Source organism: Candidatus Pelagisphaera phototrophica (assembly GCF_014529625.1).
In the GTDB taxonomy this organism is placed as follows: Bacteria; Verrucomicrobiota; Verrucomicrobiia; order Opitutales; family Opitutaceae; genus Pelagisphaera; species Pelagisphaera phototrophica.
In genome coordinates this window covers 217,018-233,972 of sequence record NZ_CP076039.1, presented here as the reverse complement: position 1 = coordinate 233,972, position 16,955 = coordinate 217,018, and the positions used below count along the sequence as shown (strand labels likewise).

Sequence of the window (16,955 nt, the reverse complement as noted above, 5' to 3'; positions counted from 1 at the left end):
GATGAGCCAAGCTACGATGTTGGGTCTCGGCAAGTGGATTTACGGCTTGTCGGAATCGAGGAAATCTGCGGTTAAAGAGGCCATGGCTAAAAAGAACGGAAAGTGGGTAGTAGGAGCGATTTTTGGGCTGGTTCTGTTAATGGCGTTCTTTTCAGTGCAGCTGAAAAAGGATATCAACCGTCGATCTGAAGCCGAAAAGCCCGCAGAGGAGATACCTGACTAGCAATGGGTCGGATAAGGGCGGTTTGGTTCTTGTTTGACGTATCAGCAGCGGCCCGTATCCCGTTTTGATTCCCACTCCGCCATGAATCGCGTTTATATCAAAACTTACGGCTGTCAGATGAATGAGCGGGACAGCGAGCAAGTCGCTTCGTCCCTACGAGATCGTGGCTATTCGATGGTAGATAACGAGTTTGATGCGGATGTAGTCTTGCTTAATACCTGTAGCGTCCGTGATCAGGCAGAGCAGAAAGCCATCGGAAAAGCCGGTTACCTGGCGAAGCGAAAGCGTTCGAACCCGAATTTTATGATTGGTGTCTTGGGTTGCATGGCTCAAAACCGTGGGTCTGAGCTCGTTGACCGATTGCCTGATTTGGATTTGATCGTGGGGACGCAGAAGTTTCATGCGGTTCCCGATCATGTGGATCAGCTGATTAAGAGCTACGCGGCTCAGGGACCTAGGCCTACCACCATTTTGGATTTGGAGGAGGAGGAAGGTTCCCAGAATACAATCAAGGACCACCTACCCAAAAAGGACCAGGTCTGCGCGTTCGTTTCAATTATGCAGGGCTGCAATATGAACTGTGCGTACTGCATAGTTCCAAAGACCCGTGGCCGCGAGCGTGCTCGCCCGATGGACCAGATTGTAGAAGAGGTGCATGAGCTGGCCGAGCAAGGGGTCAAGGAAATCACTTTGCTTGGGCAAATAGTGACAAGTTATGGGCGGCGCGATTTTCCTGTTGTTGGAGGGAAGTCGCCGTTTGTTCAATTAATCGAGAGGATAAACGACATTGAAGGAATCGATCGGATTCGTTTCACCTCACCTCACCCGCGTGGATTCAAGCAGGATTTGGTCGAGGCCTACCGGGATGTGCCGAAGTTGTGTGAATACGTCCACTTACCCCTGCAAGCTGGCTGCAACAAGACCCTTCGGGCGATGAACCGGCCCTACACCAAGGAACGTTACCGTGAAATTGTGGACTCATTACGCGCGGTGGTTCCTGATATGTACTTTTCTACGGACATCATTGTGGGGTTCCCTGGCGAAACGGAGGAGGATTTTGATGAATCGGCCGTTTTTTTCGAGGATATTGGATTCGATATGTCCTATATTTTCAAATACAGTATTCGAACTGGCACTCCTGCGGAAACCATGGAGGACCAGGTTTCGACTGAAGAGAAGGAACGGCGTAATCACGTCCTTCTCGACATACTGGCTAAGCGGTCGCTGTGGCGCAACGAACAGCTTGTAGGCACGGTCCAAGAGGTTCTTGTGGAAGGCCCTGCCAAGAAGGGGTACAAGTTTGTCGGGAAGACTCGAGGCTATCGTAATTCCATTTTCGATGGGGATGATCGGCTGATCGGCCAATTGGTCCAAATGAAAGTGGACCGGGCTACCGCAAGCACTATTTATGGTGATCTTGTTTTAGCCGGAGTGGATACAATTTGATATTAATATGGAACTGACTCTTTTTCAATCGACCCTGTTTGCTGGAATTCTCTTTGTCCTGATAGGAGCTTTGTTTGTGACGACGAACAAACCGATCATTGCAATGGTCAAAGGGTTTCCTCGTTCACGCACTGCCGCCTACGTTACGATGACGGTGGGAGGGATTTGGACTTTGTACAAGGTTGCTCATTTGGGCGAGGCTAACTATGGGGATTTCAAGCATTACATCTTTATAGGATTCGCGATCATAGGATTGCTCTCGTTCAAGTACGCGCCCGATTTTCTTTCAGTCCGTGGGGCGTGCATACTGTATTTGCTAATAGCGAACTCATTGCTGAATGGAGCGTTTGGCCAATACGAGGAACCACTACGTTTATTCATGGTTGCCCCGGTCTATATCGGAGCGGCCGTAGCTCTTTATCTTGGTTATTCGCCATTTCGCGTGCGTGATTTCTTCACTTGGTTGTTTGGAACTGCCTCTCGTCCGAAAACGGTTGGATTAGTTTTCCTGATCTATGGGGGTCTTGTCGGAGCGATAGCCTTTGCTTATTAGCCTGATGGATACGCTGCCCGAAAAAGAAATTGCACTGCTTCTAATATTGGCGGGACCCGCGGGTAGCGGAAAAACGACGCTTTGCGACCGTCTTTTGGCAGAAAACGCGAATACTGAACGAGTGGTAACTTGCACAACGCGGCCACCTCGTGAAGGCGAGGTAAACGGAATCGACTACCACTTTCTGTCTGACGAGCAATTTGATGCGAATGTAGAAAATGGCGAATTCTTGGAATGGGCAAAGGTGCACGCTAACCGTTATGGAACGCTAAAATCGGTTATCGAGAATAAGCTGTCAGAGTATATCGACCTCGTGATGAATATCGATGTACAGGGAGTCGCTGCAGTTCAGAAAGCAGCCAGGGATCATTCTGCCATAGGGCAACGGCTGGTTTCTGTATTCATTATGCCTGACAGTTTTGAGGAGCTTCGCCGTCGGCTGCGTGAGCGGGGAAAGGATGACGAAGCGGAAATCGATCGTCGCATACGTTCGGCCGAGAAAGAGATTGGGGCATGGAAGTCGTTTGACTATGCGTTCCGGTCTCATTCGAAAGAGGCGGATTTTGACACGATTCGTAGTATTTGGCAGGCTGAAAAACGCCGGGTTGCCCGTATTGCCTAGGAATCTGTCTGACTAGGAGCGGGGCATTCTAAAGCGGTGCAAAGAGATAGAATTTGCAGGAGTTCACGGTCGCCCAGTTTCTGGTCATACGTGATAATATTGGTAGAGCAATGAGAACGGTTTTGCGAACTGCCATGATACTTTCGCTGGTTGAAGTGATTGGCTTCGTTGAGAGAATCAGGTTCCCGCGCGTGGTCGAATCGAGCCCGGAGTTGGGCTTCAAATGCGTTGAAGGCATTTGACCCATGGTCGAAAGCGATTCTCGCCTGGATCTCATCGGCGCTTCCGGATAGAGCGATTGCTGACAAGACGATTTCGATTACTTACGTGCCTTGGGAAAAGGGCGATGCCAAAATTTTGAATTGGTGTGAAAAGACCGAATGCTTTTTTCAGCAAAAACTTCAAAAACCTGGAAGGATTCCAAACCACGCTTTTTTCCGATTCACAATGAAATGTAACATATTTAAAAGCAGAAGGTTAGAAATTTTTCCTTGTCTTGGGAAAACGTTGAAAAACTCTGGACGAGCCGTCAAAGTTGGGTTTAGGTTTGGGAATATTGAAGAAGGGAGCGGGTCCCTCTTTTGGGGAAGTCGTGAAAGACGAGCAATCAATGGGTAAAAGCCACCGTTGTTCAAAAGTAGCGGCTCGATTGCGGGCGGATGTGACAGCACAATTTGTAGTTAACAATCCCTAGTTTCCCTCACGCTTTGGATAATCAGCAGAAAAGGAATTTGAACATGAGCGCATTAGCGGTTTCCATTACGGACGAATACTCGAAATCTCAGACTATGACTTCCGAAAAGCCCAAGACTCAGCGATACGTTAGCGATGCAGAGCTGGTGCAGGCGGGCTATCGCTATGCGCTGTCGATCGCAAGACACCATCAAGATGCGGAGGATTTGGTTCAACAGGCTTGGATGAAGTTGGTCCGAGCGTACGGGAAAGTAGAAGGAACGCCAGTTCTTTTCAGAGCCGTTCGAAATCTTTTCTACGATCAGAAGCGCCGGAGCAAAATTGTCCAGTTTGAGCCTCTGGAATCGCATCCGGAGAGTGGGAGGTTGGAATCCAAGGGCGTCTCTATGGATATGGAGCTTTTAATGAGTAAACTAAGGCCGGAAGAGAGCGAAGCCTTGTTCCTCAATGTAGTCGAAGGGTACACCGCGAGTGAGATATCCGAACGAACGGGTTCCCCCCGAGGTACGATACTAAGCCACATTCACCGAGCTCGCCAGAAATTAGCCAAAGCGTTGGGAAGCGAATTCCGGGAAAGCAAGTAGTCGAAGAAATTAAGCTGCCATGAACGAGCAAGAAATAGATAAATCAGTAAGAGACTTCTTTCTAAGTCAGAAATTACCGGCTGAAAAGGTTCAATCGATTTTGGAGCAGGGGGAATCCCAGCCGGGACGAAACAACACCGTCTGGTTGCACTACTGGGTTCCTGTTGCTGCTGCGGCTGCAATCGTGATGGCATTCTCGTTTCAAATGGGTCGTAGCTATGACGACGATGATTTTTATTTTGATGTCGCTGGCGAGATTGCGATGCGGCACAATGGATACAAGAGTTTCGATGTGAAGGCAGCGTCTTTCGAAGGGGCTCAGGAAGGACTTAGGGAACTAGCTTTTTCTGTAACTCCATTAGTAAAGCAAAAGCTGCTTTCCGCCTACGAAGTTCTTGGGGCCCGCTATTGTCAGCTTCAGGGACAACAAGCTGCTCACCTGCAAGTGAAAAACCGGAAGACCGGAACGCTTTGTACTCTTTACGTAGCTTCGCTCAAAGGCTCGCTAACGTCGTTGAAATCCTTGGATCGCGAAATTGTTCTTGAGGCGAATCACCTAGACATTTGGGAAGACTCTGATCGGCTGTTCGCCCTTGTGGACTAGGTTAGCTGTCCCGGTAGCATAATTTTCTTACTCGTCCCACTCGATATCCGCGCCGAGCTTACGCAGGTTTTCTGCGAAATAGGGATGGGCGCGGCGAATGGGGTCCGCTTTGCGGACAACGCTGTTACCTTCTATGCTGGCTGCCATCATGTAGAGAGCCACAGCGGCACGAATGATGTAGGGAGGCTCGACTGAAGCGGGCCGCATGGGTCGCTTCCCAAAAACGATGATGCGGTGTGGGTCGCTCGACACGACGTGGGCCCCAAATTTGGTGAGTTCGGGAATCCATGAAAAGCCACCCTCGTATACTTTGTTCCAAAAGTGCATGACTCCGTCGGCTTTTGTAGCGAGGGCAATCATGAGCGGAAGCAAATCCACGGGAAAGTAGGGCCAAGGCGCGGCCTCAATCTTGGGCAGCAAATTAGTTGTATAGGGTTGCTGGATACGGAACGTTTGATCTGCGGGGCAAATGGCAATATCTCCATCGTGGTGGATTTCCACTCCTAGCTTGGCAAAGCTGCGACCGATCAGGGCGAAGTGCTTCGAATTCGAGTCTGTGACAATTACTTCCCCGCCCGTAATAGCGCCGAGAGCGAGGAAAGTAGCAACTTCGTGATGATCTGAGCTGATTTGGGCACTGGTTTCGGATAAACTATCGACACCCGTTACGCTCAGAACGCTCGTGCCTATGCCTTCTATTTTAGCGCCCATGCTTTCCAGAAAGCGGCACAAGTCCTGTACGTGAGGCTCACTCGCTGCGTTAGTCAACGTAGAGTTTCCCATTCCGAGAGCCGCCGCCATAACGAACGTCTCCGTCGTTGTAACCGACATGTAGTCCGCCCAATGCTCTGCTCCTTTGAATCGATCCGTTATGGAAATCTCCAGGCGTCCGTTGTGAGAGATTTTCGCTCCGAGTTGTGAGAGAATTTCAAGGTGCGGATCGAGTTCGCGTATGCCCAAGGCGCAGCCTTTTGGATTTGAGTCCAGTGAGATCTTTTTGAACCGGTAGAGAAGCGGTGCGAAGAGAAGCACGGACGACCGCATTCCTTGGGGCAGATCCCCCGCGTTGAAGGAGCTTTCCAAATTCGAGTGGTCGAGTCGCATCGTCTTCGCCTCCCGATTCCAGTCGATTTGCGAACCGATTTGGCGAAAGAAAGCGACGAGTTTCTCGATATCGGTAATGGCTGGGATATTCGATAGCTCAACCGGCCCCGAGGAGAGCAGACTCGCACAGAGAATCGGCAATACCGCGTTCTTGTTGCCTGAAGGCGTGATGCTTCCGCTGAGCGGCTTACCGCCGTGTACTATTAGGTCAGCCATGGATTGAGTGGGGATAGCCTCGGTGCCTCTTGTTCGCTTTTCAACTTCATTATTAGCGGTTTGACGACTCGTTTGTAGATGAAGCCTTCAATAAAGGTTGATTTTCGGCCGTTTTTAACCGAAAACGGCTGCTACAAGCGACACTGAGGAGTATTCCCGGTGATCACCGAATATCGACTGAAAGCATTTGAATAAAAACCCTTCACTAGGATCCTGATCTTTCCGACAGGCACCCGAAATGAAAACGATTCCAGATTTCTACAAGCGGAAAGCCGCTGGCGAGCCGATCACCATGGTGACGTGCTACGACGCAGCAACGGCCAAAATCCTAAACGAGACGAGTGTTGACTCGATCTTAGTGGGCGACTCCTGCGCGATGGTGGTGCACGGGTTTGACAGCACCATCCACGCGACTGTCGAGATGATGGAAGCGCACACGGCGGCGGTTCGGCGTGGGGCACCAAATAAAGTAATCATAGGTGATATGCCCTTTCTTTCCTACAGGGGTGGGATTGAGGCGTCTACGAACGCGGTGGCCAAACTAATGCGGGCTGGGGCGAACGCGTTAAAAGTCGAGCGATGCCGTGGAAATATTGAACTGATCACTCGACTGGTGGAAGGGGGCGTTCCTGTGATGGGTCACTTAGGTATGACGCCCCAATCGGTCAACGAATTCGGGGGGTTTAAAATTCAGGCTAGAAACGGCGATGCGGCCCAAGCGCTTCTTGATGAGGCGCTCGAATTGGAAGAATCAGGCTGCTTCTCAATTGTACTCGAGTGCATTCCTAGCGAAGTGGCGGAACGAGTGACAGATGCGCTGGGGATCCCTACGATTGGAATCGGTAGTGGCCCGGAGACTTCTGGGCAGGTTTTGGTTCTAAACGATCTCCTGGGGTTGGACTCTGACTTCCAGCCTCCGTTTGCGCGTCGCTACATGGACGCGGATCAGATGATTAATCGGGCAGTGGAAGGATACTGCGAAGACGTTCGGGATCGTGGCTACCCCGGCGATGGAGAGTATAAGCCATGATTCCAGTATTTCGCAGTCTTAGCGAGTGGATGGTGTTTCGCTCGCAACTGGTGGTTGGACATTCACTAGGATTTGTCCCGACAATGGGGGGCTTGCATGAAGGCCACAGCTCGCTTGTGCGTCGTTCGTTGGCTGAGAATGAACTGACTGCGGTGAGTATCTTTCTGAATCGAACTCAGTTTAACAACGCGTCCGACTACGAAACCTACCCCGCTAATTTTGAGCAGGACCTCGCATTACTGGAGGATCTTGGAGTAGATGTGGTGTTTGCTCCTGACTTTGAAGCAATGTACCCAGATACTTATCTGTTTAAGGTGTCGGAAAGCCAGGATTCGCTTTCTATGGAAGGAGTGCAGCGGCCGGGTCATTTCGATGGCGTATTAACGGTTGTCCTAAAATTGCTGAATTTGTCTGGAGCGCAGCGTGCTTATTTTGGCGAGAAAGACTACCAGCAATTACGATTGGTCAAAGGAATGGTGGAAGCGTTTTTTCTACCCATTGAGATTGTTGCTTGTGAAACGGCAAGGGCGGACGATGGATTGGCCTTGAGCTCGCGAAACCGCCGTCTTTCAGAAGCAGGCCGAAAAAAGGCGGCAGTTTTCCCCCGCATACTCACGACTGCCTCGACTCCTGAGGAAGCGACTGGCGAGCTTAGGGAAGCGGGTTTCGAAGTAGAGTACGTAGTGGATGAAGGAGGTCGCCGTTTTGGGGCGGTTAATTTGGAGGGGGTACGGTTGATCGACAATTGGACACTTAGCGTATTGAAGAAATTGAAAGGGTCATTGCGATGAATCTGTGCATTGATGTGGGAAACTCTCAATTGCACGGAGCGGTTTACGAGAACGATAAGCGCCTTGTCATGCAGATCCGAAAAGAGTCTTCATATCGTGTATCGAGTGACGAAATGGGGCTGTTTCTCGTGTCGGCATTGAGAGAGAAGGGAATAGACTCCAAGCAGATCCGACGAATTGGAGTGAGCTGTGTGGTTCCGGAGGAGCTGTTTACACTCAAAATGGCTTGTCGCGAATATTTCAATACGGAACCTCTCTTTCTGGAATCTGGAGTTAAGACGCGGTTGAAGATCAAGACTCGAAATCCGCTCGAAGTGGGTGCTGACCGAATTGCTAATGCAATCGCGGTGATGGAGCTGTATCCTGACCAAAATATCGTTGTGGTCGACTTTGGTACCGCTATAACGCTGGATGCTGTTAGCGAAGAAAAGGAATACCTCGGTGGTTCCATTTGCGCGGGATTAGGCTTGGCTATGGAAGCTCTGGGGACGAAGACTGCTAAGCTTCCGCATGTGGAAATTGTGAATGCGGAAAAGGCTCTCGGGAAGTCCTCTATAGAAAGCATCCAAGGAGGACTGTATTTTGGTTACTTGGGTTTAGTGAAGGAATTGGTGAGGCGGATCGGTGAAGAAGCTTTTGGCAAAAAGAGATACCGGATTGTCGCTACCGGTGGTTACTCCCTGCTGTATAGAGACGAAAAATTGTTTGACGACATCATCTCGGATTTGGTGCTTCAAGGCGTGAACAAGATGCTGGAGTTAAATCCGATCGATAAGAATTAGATATACGAGAAAAGTTTAAGCTATGAAACGCTCCATGCTAAAATCAAAGATCCATCGCGCGGTAGTAACCGATGCTGATCTGAACTATGAAGGCTCCATCAGTATAGACCCGAATCTTTGCGAGGCGGTGGACCTGGTGGAGTTCGAAAAAGTGGATGTCTATAATTGCAACAATGGGAATCGTTTCCACACCTATGTGATTTGGGGCAAGCCGGGCGAAATCTGCATTAACGGGGCCGCCGCTCATTTGGCTAGTCCAGGTGACCTTGTCATCATCGCTAGTTACACTAAGGTAAAGGAATCAAAAGTCGATACCTTTAGGCCCAAACTCGTCCTCGTGAATGGGAACAACGGGATTAAGACGATCAAAGAGCCAAACGTTCGTCGCGCTAGAGGTGCTGAGGCCCTTTAGTGGCCGTACTGACTTCTCTGTTCGGTAACTAGCGCAAGGTCGTTAAGCTCTTCGGAGGGATAGTATTTTGAACTGCGAGGCAATCTGTTTATGAAATCGGAGGATATCCTTTTCGATATACAGGTGCTCGTGCTTGGGCAATAAATTTTGTTTCGCACTCTCGATTCCTATCAATAAAACCGGGGCTCTTTGCGTTTGCCCTAGATGGTGGATTGTTCATTGTCGCCCACTTAGGACTCAACGACCCATAATCGGTTTTATCTTTTCGACACGAATCATGAAGCGAAACTTTTTCCTGTGCCTAGCAGCACCCATCGGTTTTCTCGCGTTCTCAATCGGAGTGCTTGCGAAATCGCCGAATATTGAATTCGAGGAATTCGACTTACCCAATGGATTGCACGTCATCCTCCATCGCAATACGGACGCCCCCGTGGTTTCGTCCTATGTATTGTACCATGTGGGTAGCAAAGATGAACGACCAGACCGCACCGGATTCGCCCACTTTTTCGAGCATTTGATGTTCGAAGGTAGCACGAATATTGAGCGTGGGCAGATCGACAAGCTCATCTCAGGGGCGGGAGGCAATTTGAACGCTTCCACTTCATTTGACCGTACCGACTACTACATAAATCTTCCCTCGAATGAGTTGGAGCTAGCATTGTGGATAGAGTCGGAGCGTTTGATGCATGCGGTGGTCGACGAGACTGGTGTGGAAACGCAGCGAGAGGTTGTTAAAGAAGAGCGACGTTCCCGGTATGACAATCAGCCCTATGGGTCCCTTATGGAGAACATGGCGGGAGCGGTTTTTGCAGGTACTCCTTATGCTTGGACACCGATTGGTTCAGCCCAATACATTGACGAAGCGACAATCGACGAATTTCGGGACTTCTACAAGAAGTGGTACGTTCCTAATAATGCGATTCTGTCCATTGCGGGCGATATCGATTTGGTTAAAACGAAGCAGCTTGTGGAGCAGTACTTTGGGCAAATCCCCCGGGGAGAAGATCCGCAGAGGGCAGGAATCGACTGGGATTTGATGGCCCCCGGGACGTCAAAATTGGTGGATGAGCCGATGACCCCGCTTCCGGCTGCTGTGCACATTTGGCGAGCGCCGGTGCTGACTCACGAGGATGCCGAGGCGATCGACTTGCTGATTAGCATTCTTGCTACGGGGAAAAGTTCCCGAATGTATCGGCGCTTGGTCGATGTTGAGAGAGCTGCGGTCAACTCGGCAGCGTTTACCTGGATGCAGGAGAAGGCGGGCCTCGTGGCTGCATACGCGATTGGAAACAGAGGAGTCACGATAGAGCAGCTGGATAGTCTGATCGAAGAGGAGGTTGAAAAGTTGATCGATACAGGGGTGACGGACCAGGAATTTCAGAAGGCGTTAAATCAAAAGGAATCGGAGATCGCGTCATCTGTCGGCACAATGAGTAGCCGGGCGCAGTCGTTGGCAAACAATCATCTTTGGTATGGGGACGCTGGCCGTATCAATCGTGAGCTTGAAGCATACTTGAAGGTGAAAAAGGAAGACCTGCAGCGGGTTGCGAAAAACTATTTGAAAAAAGATCGAAGAAACACGCTCCATTACCCAGTGCCTGAAAAATGAATACGATGGAAAAACTTCATAACATGAGAACGCCCTCAACGATTTTATTACTCACTTCCCTTGTTTTAATTCTGGGATGCGGAAAGGTAGACGATGCCAGTTCTTCGGCTGCAGTCGCTAGTGCTCCCATTGACCGTTCTAGTCGACCCGATCCCGGACCTGCACCTGCGTCGTCGTTTCCCAATTACGAGACGCAAGAAACCAGTGAAGGCTTGACCATTTACGTGATTGAGTCCGATCGTCAGCCAATGATTACTTATCGATTGATGTTCCGTTCGGGTGGACTTTTCGATGGCGAGAAATCGGGCTTGGCGGAGTTTGTTGCAGACATGCTGGATAAGGGCGTGAAGGGCAAGACAGGTTATGAGTTAGCAAGCGAGATCGACTTTATTGGGGCCAGTCTATCTGCGACTGCTTCTTCGGATTTTATCGCTGTCTCAGTGTCAGGCCTTTCCAAGTACAAAGAGAAATTGCTGGATGTTTTGAAAAGTGTGGTTCTCGAGCCAGCATTTCCTGGAGACGAGCTTGAGAAACTGAGACAGCGCACGCTTTCGAACTTGATTTCAGAGCGGAGCGAACCAGATGCGCTAATTGGGAAGCTTAGACGTAAGCTGGTCTACGGAGAGGGGGCGTATGGCTCTTTTCAAACCGAGGAGAGCGTCGCTTCGATTACGCGCGATGATCTGATCGCATTTCACAAGGCACACTTTCTGCCGAACAACGCATCTTTGGCGATAGTGGGAAGTTTTGATGGTTCGACTGAGTTGGCTCGAGTTGAGAGCGAGTTAGGTAAATGGAAATCGGCGGAACTCCCACCTTTGCCGGAGTTATCCTTTCCTGAGGTGAACGGAGGCGCGGTTCATTTGCTCGACCGTGAAGATTCGGTCCAATCAACGCTTCGTGTGGCCCAGCAGTCAGTACCAAAATCTAATCCAGACACACCTGAGCTTCGGGTTGTGATGTCCATTCTGGGAGGAGGCTTTTCTGGCCGTCTTTTCCAGAATTTGCGGGAAGACAAGGGCTTCACATACGGGGCCGGAGCATACTCGGCTAATGCCGCCAAGCTAGGGGCGATAATCTCCTATGCTGATGTTCGGAACGAAGTGACTGCGGATGCGGTGAAGGAGATCTTCAATGAGCTAAACCGCATCAGGGAAGAACCTATTCCCCTATCGGAGCTCGAAATGCATCAAAAGTATTTGGCAGGGAATTACATGCTCAGTCTTGAGCAGCCTTTGACGATCGCTCGTTTGGTGCAAGAGATTGACGTCTATGGATTAGCTCCTGATTACTACCAAACCTACGTTTCTCAATTGATGTCTGTGACGCCGGAGCTAGCAGCGGAATTGGCCAACAAGTACGTTCTGCCAGAGAATAGCATCGTTGCAGTTGTGGGTAAGCGTGAAGAGATCGCGGAGTCGCTTCAAGCGATCGGCCGCGTCACGGTATACGACGAGAAGTTGAACGTGCAAAACTAGCCGACTGAATCTCTGCAATCTGCCGTCTACTGAGAGGCTCTGGATCCTTCGAAGTTCTAATCGAGGCCGAATTCCAGGCCAATCATCTGGCGGGTGCGATCGCAGATCTCATCGTCTTCCGACATCACCAGGCAGCGTTGCATGAGTGATACTCGCTCCAGTTCCTACGGGCTTGATGAGATGCTGTCAGCAGTGGCACTCAGCATGGACCATTCTTCTTCGTTGAGGGGTACTTCAATCTTCATATTCACAATGAATCCTATCGGAAGGTAAGTGGCAGCCTTCAGGTGATTTTCGCGAACCCGTAGGCTGATCACTCCATTAGCAGCAAGTTATGCGCGGATCTAACTTAAGTCCGCACTCTCTAGGACCGTTGTTAGACGTGGTTATTCAAGCTCCAGATTGAGGCCCTTCTCAGCCGAGCCGACCAATGAGTCGTAAAAGTAATTTTACAGTAGATTAGGCATATGGTTTCGCATCCAATTAATATCGAAGAAATACAATCGGACTTGGACGGCATAGCGGTGTCACCTCAGTTGCTACCGAAGTTGCAGCAGATGATTTCCGACTGCAACACGAACCCGGATGAGATTCGGGATATGATTCGAATGGATCCTGCGTTGAGTGCCATGATACTCAAAACTGCTAACAATTCCTATTTCAACCCGGGCTACCACATCGATAGCATCGACGACGCGATTATGCATCTCGGGTTTAGTGACGTCTATCAAATTGTCACTATGTTGACATTTTCCGATTTGCTGGCCGAACCGCTCAAGTCTTACGGAATTAGTGCGGGCGAGTTCTGGCAGCGCTCCGTCGCCTGTGCTTTCGCGATGGAGCTACTGGCGCGCAAGTACAGCGAGGACGCTGGAGTGGCGTATACGGTTGGCCTATTACATGGGATTGGAATGGTATTTTTGGAGCGGGAAATCAAGAATACGCCTCACATCGAGTTTAACAGTTCGCTTTCTGAAGACATGGCTCTCGCCAACGAAGAGCTTGAGGTATTCGGAATAAACCACGCCAAGGTCGGAGCCGCAATGATGCGAGAGTGGGGATTCTCGGACGAAGTTGTCATTCCTGCCCTGAATCAGTTTGAGCCCTCGGGGGCTGGCAAGCACGAGCGTATGGCCTGCCTCGTTTCATTTGCGAAGCGGATGATCAGTACGATCATCAACGATCCTGCGAGTAGTGCGTTGGCCCTCGGACCTGATCCGTTGCTGATCGCGTTGCTCCACCTAACCAAAGACGAGTATTACAAAGTTGTGGAGCAATTGCGAACTAGCTTAGAAAAGGCGGAGAGCTTGGTGTGCGACAAAAAGCCTCGTAGACCCGTCGAAGCGACTGAAGAGGGAGTTGTTAAGCAGAGGGTCAAAAGGGCGATCGCTTCTAACATGGGCTTCGGAGAAGGCAGTTTTCGACTATAGAATACCAATTTTGATCCGAAATTAAAGTTTAGCTATATCCACTAAAAACGAGAATCAAAGAAAGACTTAGGAGAATATAAATGAGCGATTCAGTACTAATTGATTGGGAACAACTAGAGATGATCTTCGGCGAAGAAGATGAGGAATTCGACGAAGATATGGCGGAGCTCTTCCATGAATTCGTTGAGGATGGCAAAGGATGTCTCGAGAACCTCAAGGCTGGTTCGTTCGATTCTGACAAAGACTCTTTGTGCCGCGACTCGCACAAGTTGAAGGGCTCATCGAGCAACTTTGGTTTTGCGAAGGTCGCCAAAGCTCTGGCCAATATTGAAGACAACATGGCGATCCTAACATACGAAGCATTCAAGGCTTCTTTGTCCGAGGCTGAGAGCGCTTTCCACGAATCTACAGAAGAAGTTACGCGGAAGTACCTCGCTCTACAGAACTAGGATAAAGCGGTCAGGTGCATCGATACCGATCCGTCATTTTTCTCTTATCGAAGAAACTAGTTATTAGCGGAATCGATTGCTGCTTGGAATTTGACAAACGCGAATCTAGTAAAGTCGGGTCTGTATGAAATCCGTTCGCGAAGCATGTATTATTAGCGTTGTCGCGGGCCTTTGTGGGTTGATCGCTTTCTTCGCTCATCCGAAGGCCCCTGCGTTTCATGTGGACGAGCTTGAAGTCGAACTTGAGGAAGTCCTTCGGTTCGAAGAAGCGTTTTGGATCGATGCAAGATCCGACGAGGATTTTGAGAAAGGCCACATGGAAGGGGCTCTGGCTCTCAATGAAGAGCGTTGGGAGGAGCAGATAGTGGATTTCTTAGACGCCTGGAATCCGGATGCTCCCACGGTTGTCTATTGCTCGAGCCAAGCTTGTTTACGGTCGCATGAAGTGGCCGAACGATTGAAGGCTGAGTTGGGTGTGGAAAATGTTTTCGTGCTCAAAGGCGGGTGGGAAAAGCTTGCCGAAGCTGGGATGGTTGAAGGGGCGAATCAATGAGAAGACTGGGTCAATTCGCAGAAATCATTGTAGGGGTCGCCTTTTTGTGGGCGGGAATCGTTAAACTGATGGATCCTTCTGCTTTCCTATCTGCGATTTTGACGTACGAGGTATTCAGCTACAAAGTCTCTGTAATCGCGTCTCTGGGGGTTCCTTATTTGGAGCTTTGCGTTGGGGCTTGTCTGGTTTTCAGGGTAATGAAAGGGGGAGCTCGAATGCTGGCAGTTGGATTGCTGGTCGTATTTATCATTTTGCTGTCTCAGGCCGCTATGCGTGGCCTGGATGTCGATTGCGGGTGTTTTGGTTCCAGCGCAAAATCGTCTGAGGCGGGCTTTTTTTGGCCTATTGCCCGCGATCTACTCATGCTGGTCGGAATAGGGCTGGGGATAATAGCCGGAGGAAACGCTAACGGGAGCCGAGAAAAATGAGGTCAACTGGTGATCAGCTAGAATTGGGTTTTGACGTTAACGTAGCGGAGCGCGAATCAAAACAGACGCTGATCATGAGCGATTTGATCGTTCGTCCGACGGTCATTTCGGTTTTCATGAGGAACAACACGGGTAGCTGCGATAGGCAGATGATCAGTCTAGCTCGAGAATGGGATAAGATTCGGTCAATGGGGTTTGACGTGCTTGGCCTGAGCAAAGACTCCGTGGGATCACACATGAAGTACCAGGCTAAGCACTCGATCGGTTTCTCGTTGGTTTCGGATCCTGAACACCAATTTGCCAAGGCTGCTGGTTCACTCGTCGAAAAGAAGATGTATGGCAAAGCCTTTTGGGGACCAACCCGCTCCGCTTATGTTTTAGATGAAAATGCAGCCCTCCTGGAAATTTGCGTAAAAGTGAACCCTGATAGGCATGGGGAACAGATCTTGGAGCTCTTAAAGGCTATCTGATTTCAAGTATGGAATCCTTAAGCCGGAATTCCACGTACTTGCTTAACAAGCTTGTTAATTAGATTCATTTCTGCCTTAACAATCAATCGGATGACGGTTTTGCGAAGTCAGAACACATTAATTGACCCGACCATTTTTGATGAAATGGATCAGGACCATTCCTGGCATCCGTTTACTCAAATGGAGGAGTATTGCTCGATTCCACAATTGCAGGTTGAGAGAGGTCAAGGTTGCTGGATCTGGGACACGGAAGGCAATCGATACTTAGACGGGAACGCATCCATTTGGACAAATGCCCACGGGCACAATGAGCCAGATATCAATGAGGCCCTAGCTGAGCAGCTCGGCAAGATCGCCCATTCCACCTATCTGGGACTAAGCCATCCGGTCGGGGCGATGCTTGGAAAGCGATTGGCTGATTTGGCCCCTAAATCGCTCAGTCGGGTGGTTTTTAGTGACAATGGTTCGAACGCGGTTGAGATCGCGCTCAAGTTGTCCTTCCAATATTGGCAGCTAGTTAGAAAGTCTGAGAAGCGTATCGTCGTAGGTATGGAGAACGGGTATCATGGAGACACTTTCGGGGCGATGGCGGCCGGAAACAGCGATTCGTTTCACGGACGCTTTCAGCCGTGGTTGTTTGAGTCGCGAACATTTGCGGCTCCTAAATGCTCGGAGATCAACGGAATTGTGAAGCATTCGGATTCCGACCGAAGTTTGCTTCAGCTCGAAAAGATATTGGAACGTGAAGCGTCTGAAATTGCTTCAGTCATTATTGAGCCATCAATTCAAGGACCAGCAGGAATGAAACTCCAGCCCGCCGGATTTTTGAAACGGGTCGAAGCCCTTTGTCGGAAATATGGTGCCCACCTCATTCTTGACGAAGTCTTTGTTGGCTGTGGAAGGACTGGCTCCATTTTTGCTTGCGAGCAAGAAGGTGTGGATCCCGACTTCCTCTGCTTAGCGAAGGGCCTAACAGCCGGATACTTGCCACTAGCTGCGACTCTGACGACTGAAAAAATGTACCAAGCATTTCTGGGCTCTTTCGATACAGGGAACGCTTTTTATCACGGGCACACGTTTACAGGAAATCCGTTAGCCGCCAGCGTCGCTCTTAAGAGTTTGGAAAAACTAGAGCGGTTGATTGGTTCCAAGAGGCTTGAGAAAACGATCGAGGACTTTGGACAGACATTGGCTGAGACCTTCAACGGACACAGAAACGTTCTAGACATACGCCAACGTGGACTTGCAGCTGCCATAGACCTATTTCCGGGTTCGAGCCGAGACGCTTGGCATCCAAACGATCGTGTGGGGATGAAGGTTTGTCTTGAAGCCCGTAAGCATGGTTTGCTATTGCGACCTTTGCTCGACTCAATTCTTGTCGTTCCTCCGCTCGTAATTAACGAAGAGGAAATAGGCTTTCTTTTCGACAATTTAAAGACCGCCATTGATGCGGTCATGAACAACATAGGTAATTAGTA

Annotated in this window: 20 protein-coding genes; 18 read left to right on the top strand and 2 right to left on the bottom strand. The window is 49.8% G+C overall.

Going from position 1 to position 16,955, the window contains the following annotated elements; translation table 11 throughout:
• Nucleotide 1 precedes the first annotated feature (1 nt).
• From GA004_RS01155 to gmk, 4 genes are all read left to right on the top strand, one after another.
• A complete protein-coding gene (locus GA004_RS01155; protein WP_283395453.1) occupies nt 2-223 on the top strand; it encodes a hypothetical protein in 222 nt (73 codons plus the stop codon).
• Between the two features lie 81 nt (nt 224-304).
• On the top strand, nt 305-1,669 hold the full coding sequence (miaB, locus tag GA004_RS01150; protein ID WP_283395452.1) for a tRNA (N6-isopentenyl adenosine(37)-C2)-methylthiotransferase MiaB: 1,365 nt from the start codon (nt 305-307) through the stop codon (nt 1,667-1,669).
• A 7-nt stretch (nt 1,670-1,676) separates the two neighbouring features.
• Nucleotides 1,677-2,222 (top strand): hypothetical protein, encoded by a 546-nt coding sequence (locus GA004_RS01145; RefSeq protein ID WP_283395451.1) that lies wholly within the window; start codon nt 1,677-1,679, stop codon nt 2,220-2,222.
• 4 nt (nt 2,223-2,226) lie between these two features.
• Nucleotides 2,227-2,844, top strand: coding sequence for a guanylate kinase (gmk, locus tag GA004_RS01140; protein WP_283395450.1), 618 nt, complete (start codon nt 2,227-2,229; stop codon nt 2,842-2,844).
• Here the strand turns inward: gmk and GA004_RS01135 are convergent.
• Nucleotides 2,841-3,152: a hypothetical protein gene (locus tag GA004_RS01135; RefSeq protein WP_283395449.1), complete on the bottom strand. Its 312-nt coding sequence runs from the start codon at nt 3,150-3,152 to the stop codon at nt 2,841-2,843. The genes gmk and GA004_RS01135 overlap by 4 nt on opposite strands.
• 429 nt (nt 3,153-3,581) lie before the next feature.
• Between GA004_RS01135 and GA004_RS01130 the strand changes: the two genes are divergently transcribed.
• The gene (locus tag GA004_RS01130; protein ID WP_283395448.1) at nt 3,582-4,121 is read left to right on the top strand and encodes an RNA polymerase sigma factor; all 540 of its coding nucleotides are present in this window, start codon (nt 3,582-3,584) and stop codon (nt 4,119-4,121) included.
• 19 nt (nt 4,122-4,140) lie between these two features.
• Nucleotides 4,141-4,725, top strand: coding sequence for a hypothetical protein (locus tag GA004_RS01125; protein ID WP_283395447.1), 585 nt, complete (start codon nt 4,141-4,143; stop codon nt 4,723-4,725).
• A 27-nt stretch (nt 4,726-4,752) separates the two neighbouring features.
• On the opposite strand, the gene GA004_RS01120 is transcribed toward GA004_RS01125, so the two are convergent.
• A complete protein-coding gene (locus GA004_RS01120; RefSeq protein ID WP_283395446.1) occupies nt 4,753-6,045 on the bottom strand; it encodes a UDP-N-acetylglucosamine 1-carboxyvinyltransferase in 1,293 nt (430 codons plus the stop codon).
• A 238-nt stretch (nt 6,046-6,283) separates the two neighbouring features.
• Here GA004_RS01120 and panB point away from each other — a divergent pair, with 238 nt between their 5' ends.
• The 12 genes from panB (at nt 6,284) to bioA (ending at nt 16,953) form a co-directional block, all read left to right on the top strand.
• Nucleotides 6,284-7,075 carry a 3-methyl-2-oxobutanoate hydroxymethyltransferase gene (panB, locus tag GA004_RS01115; RefSeq protein ID WP_283395445.1) on the top strand — a complete coding sequence of 264 codons (792 nt, stop codon included), beginning with the start codon at nt 6,284-6,286 and terminating at the stop codon, nt 7,073-7,075.
• On the top strand, nt 7,072-7,866 hold the full coding sequence (panC, locus tag GA004_RS01110) for a pantoate--beta-alanine ligase (RefSeq protein WP_283395444.1): 795 nt from the start codon (nt 7,072-7,074) through the stop codon (nt 7,864-7,866). Before panB ends, panC begins: the two co-directional genes overlap by 4 nt.
• The gene (locus GA004_RS01105) at nt 7,863-8,648 is read left to right on the top strand and encodes a type III pantothenate kinase (protein ID WP_283395443.1); all 786 of its coding nucleotides are present in this window, start codon (nt 7,863-7,865) and stop codon (nt 8,646-8,648) included. Before panC ends, GA004_RS01105 begins: the two co-directional genes overlap by 4 nt.
• A 22-nt stretch (nt 8,649-8,670) precedes the next feature.
• Entirely contained in the window at nt 8,671-9,060 is a 390-nt protein-coding gene (gene panD / locus GA004_RS01100; protein ID WP_343218818.1) for an aspartate 1-decarboxylase, read from the top strand.
• Between the two features lie 277 nt (nt 9,061-9,337).
• Nucleotides 9,338-10,669 (top strand): M16 family metallopeptidase, encoded by a 1,332-nt coding sequence (locus GA004_RS01095; protein ID WP_283395441.1) that lies wholly within the window; start codon nt 9,338-9,340, stop codon nt 10,667-10,669.
• A gap of 23 nt (nt 10,670-10,692) precedes the next feature.
• Complete coding sequence (locus GA004_RS01090; RefSeq protein ID WP_283395440.1) at nt 10,693-12,147, top strand: M16 family metallopeptidase; 1,455 nt, start codon at nt 10,693-10,695, stop codon at nt 12,145-12,147.
• Nucleotides 12,148-12,614: 467 nt separating this feature from the next.
• Complete coding sequence (locus GA004_RS01085) at nt 12,615-13,577, top strand: HDOD domain-containing protein (protein WP_283395439.1); 963 nt, start codon at nt 12,615-12,617, stop codon at nt 13,575-13,577.
• 80 nt (nt 13,578-13,657) lie between these two features.
• A complete protein-coding gene (locus GA004_RS01080; protein ID WP_283395438.1) occupies nt 13,658-14,026 on the top strand; it encodes an Hpt domain-containing protein in 369 nt (122 codons plus the stop codon).
• Between the two features lie 124 nt (nt 14,027-14,150).
• The gene (locus GA004_RS01075; protein WP_283395437.1) at nt 14,151-14,579 is read left to right on the top strand and encodes a rhodanese-like domain-containing protein; all 429 of its coding nucleotides are present in this window, start codon (nt 14,151-14,153) and stop codon (nt 14,577-14,579) included.
• Nucleotides 14,576-15,007 carry a MauE/DoxX family redox-associated membrane protein gene (locus GA004_RS01070; RefSeq protein ID WP_283395436.1) on the top strand — a complete coding sequence of 144 codons (432 nt, stop codon included), beginning with the start codon at nt 14,576-14,578 and terminating at the stop codon, nt 15,005-15,007. The genes GA004_RS01075 and GA004_RS01070 overlap by 4 nt, the downstream gene beginning before the upstream one ends.
• Complete coding sequence (locus GA004_RS01065; protein WP_283395435.1) at nt 15,004-15,477, top strand: peroxiredoxin; 474 nt, start codon at nt 15,004-15,006, stop codon at nt 15,475-15,477. Before GA004_RS01070 ends, GA004_RS01065 begins: the two co-directional genes overlap by 4 nt.
• Nucleotides 15,478-15,567: 90 nt before the next feature.
• Nucleotides 15,568-16,953 (top strand): adenosylmethionine--8-amino-7-oxononanoate transaminase, encoded by a 1,386-nt coding sequence (bioA, locus tag GA004_RS01060; protein ID WP_283395434.1) that lies wholly within the window; start codon nt 15,568-15,570, stop codon nt 16,951-16,953.
• The last annotated feature ends 2 nt before the right edge of the window (nt 16,954-16,955 follow it).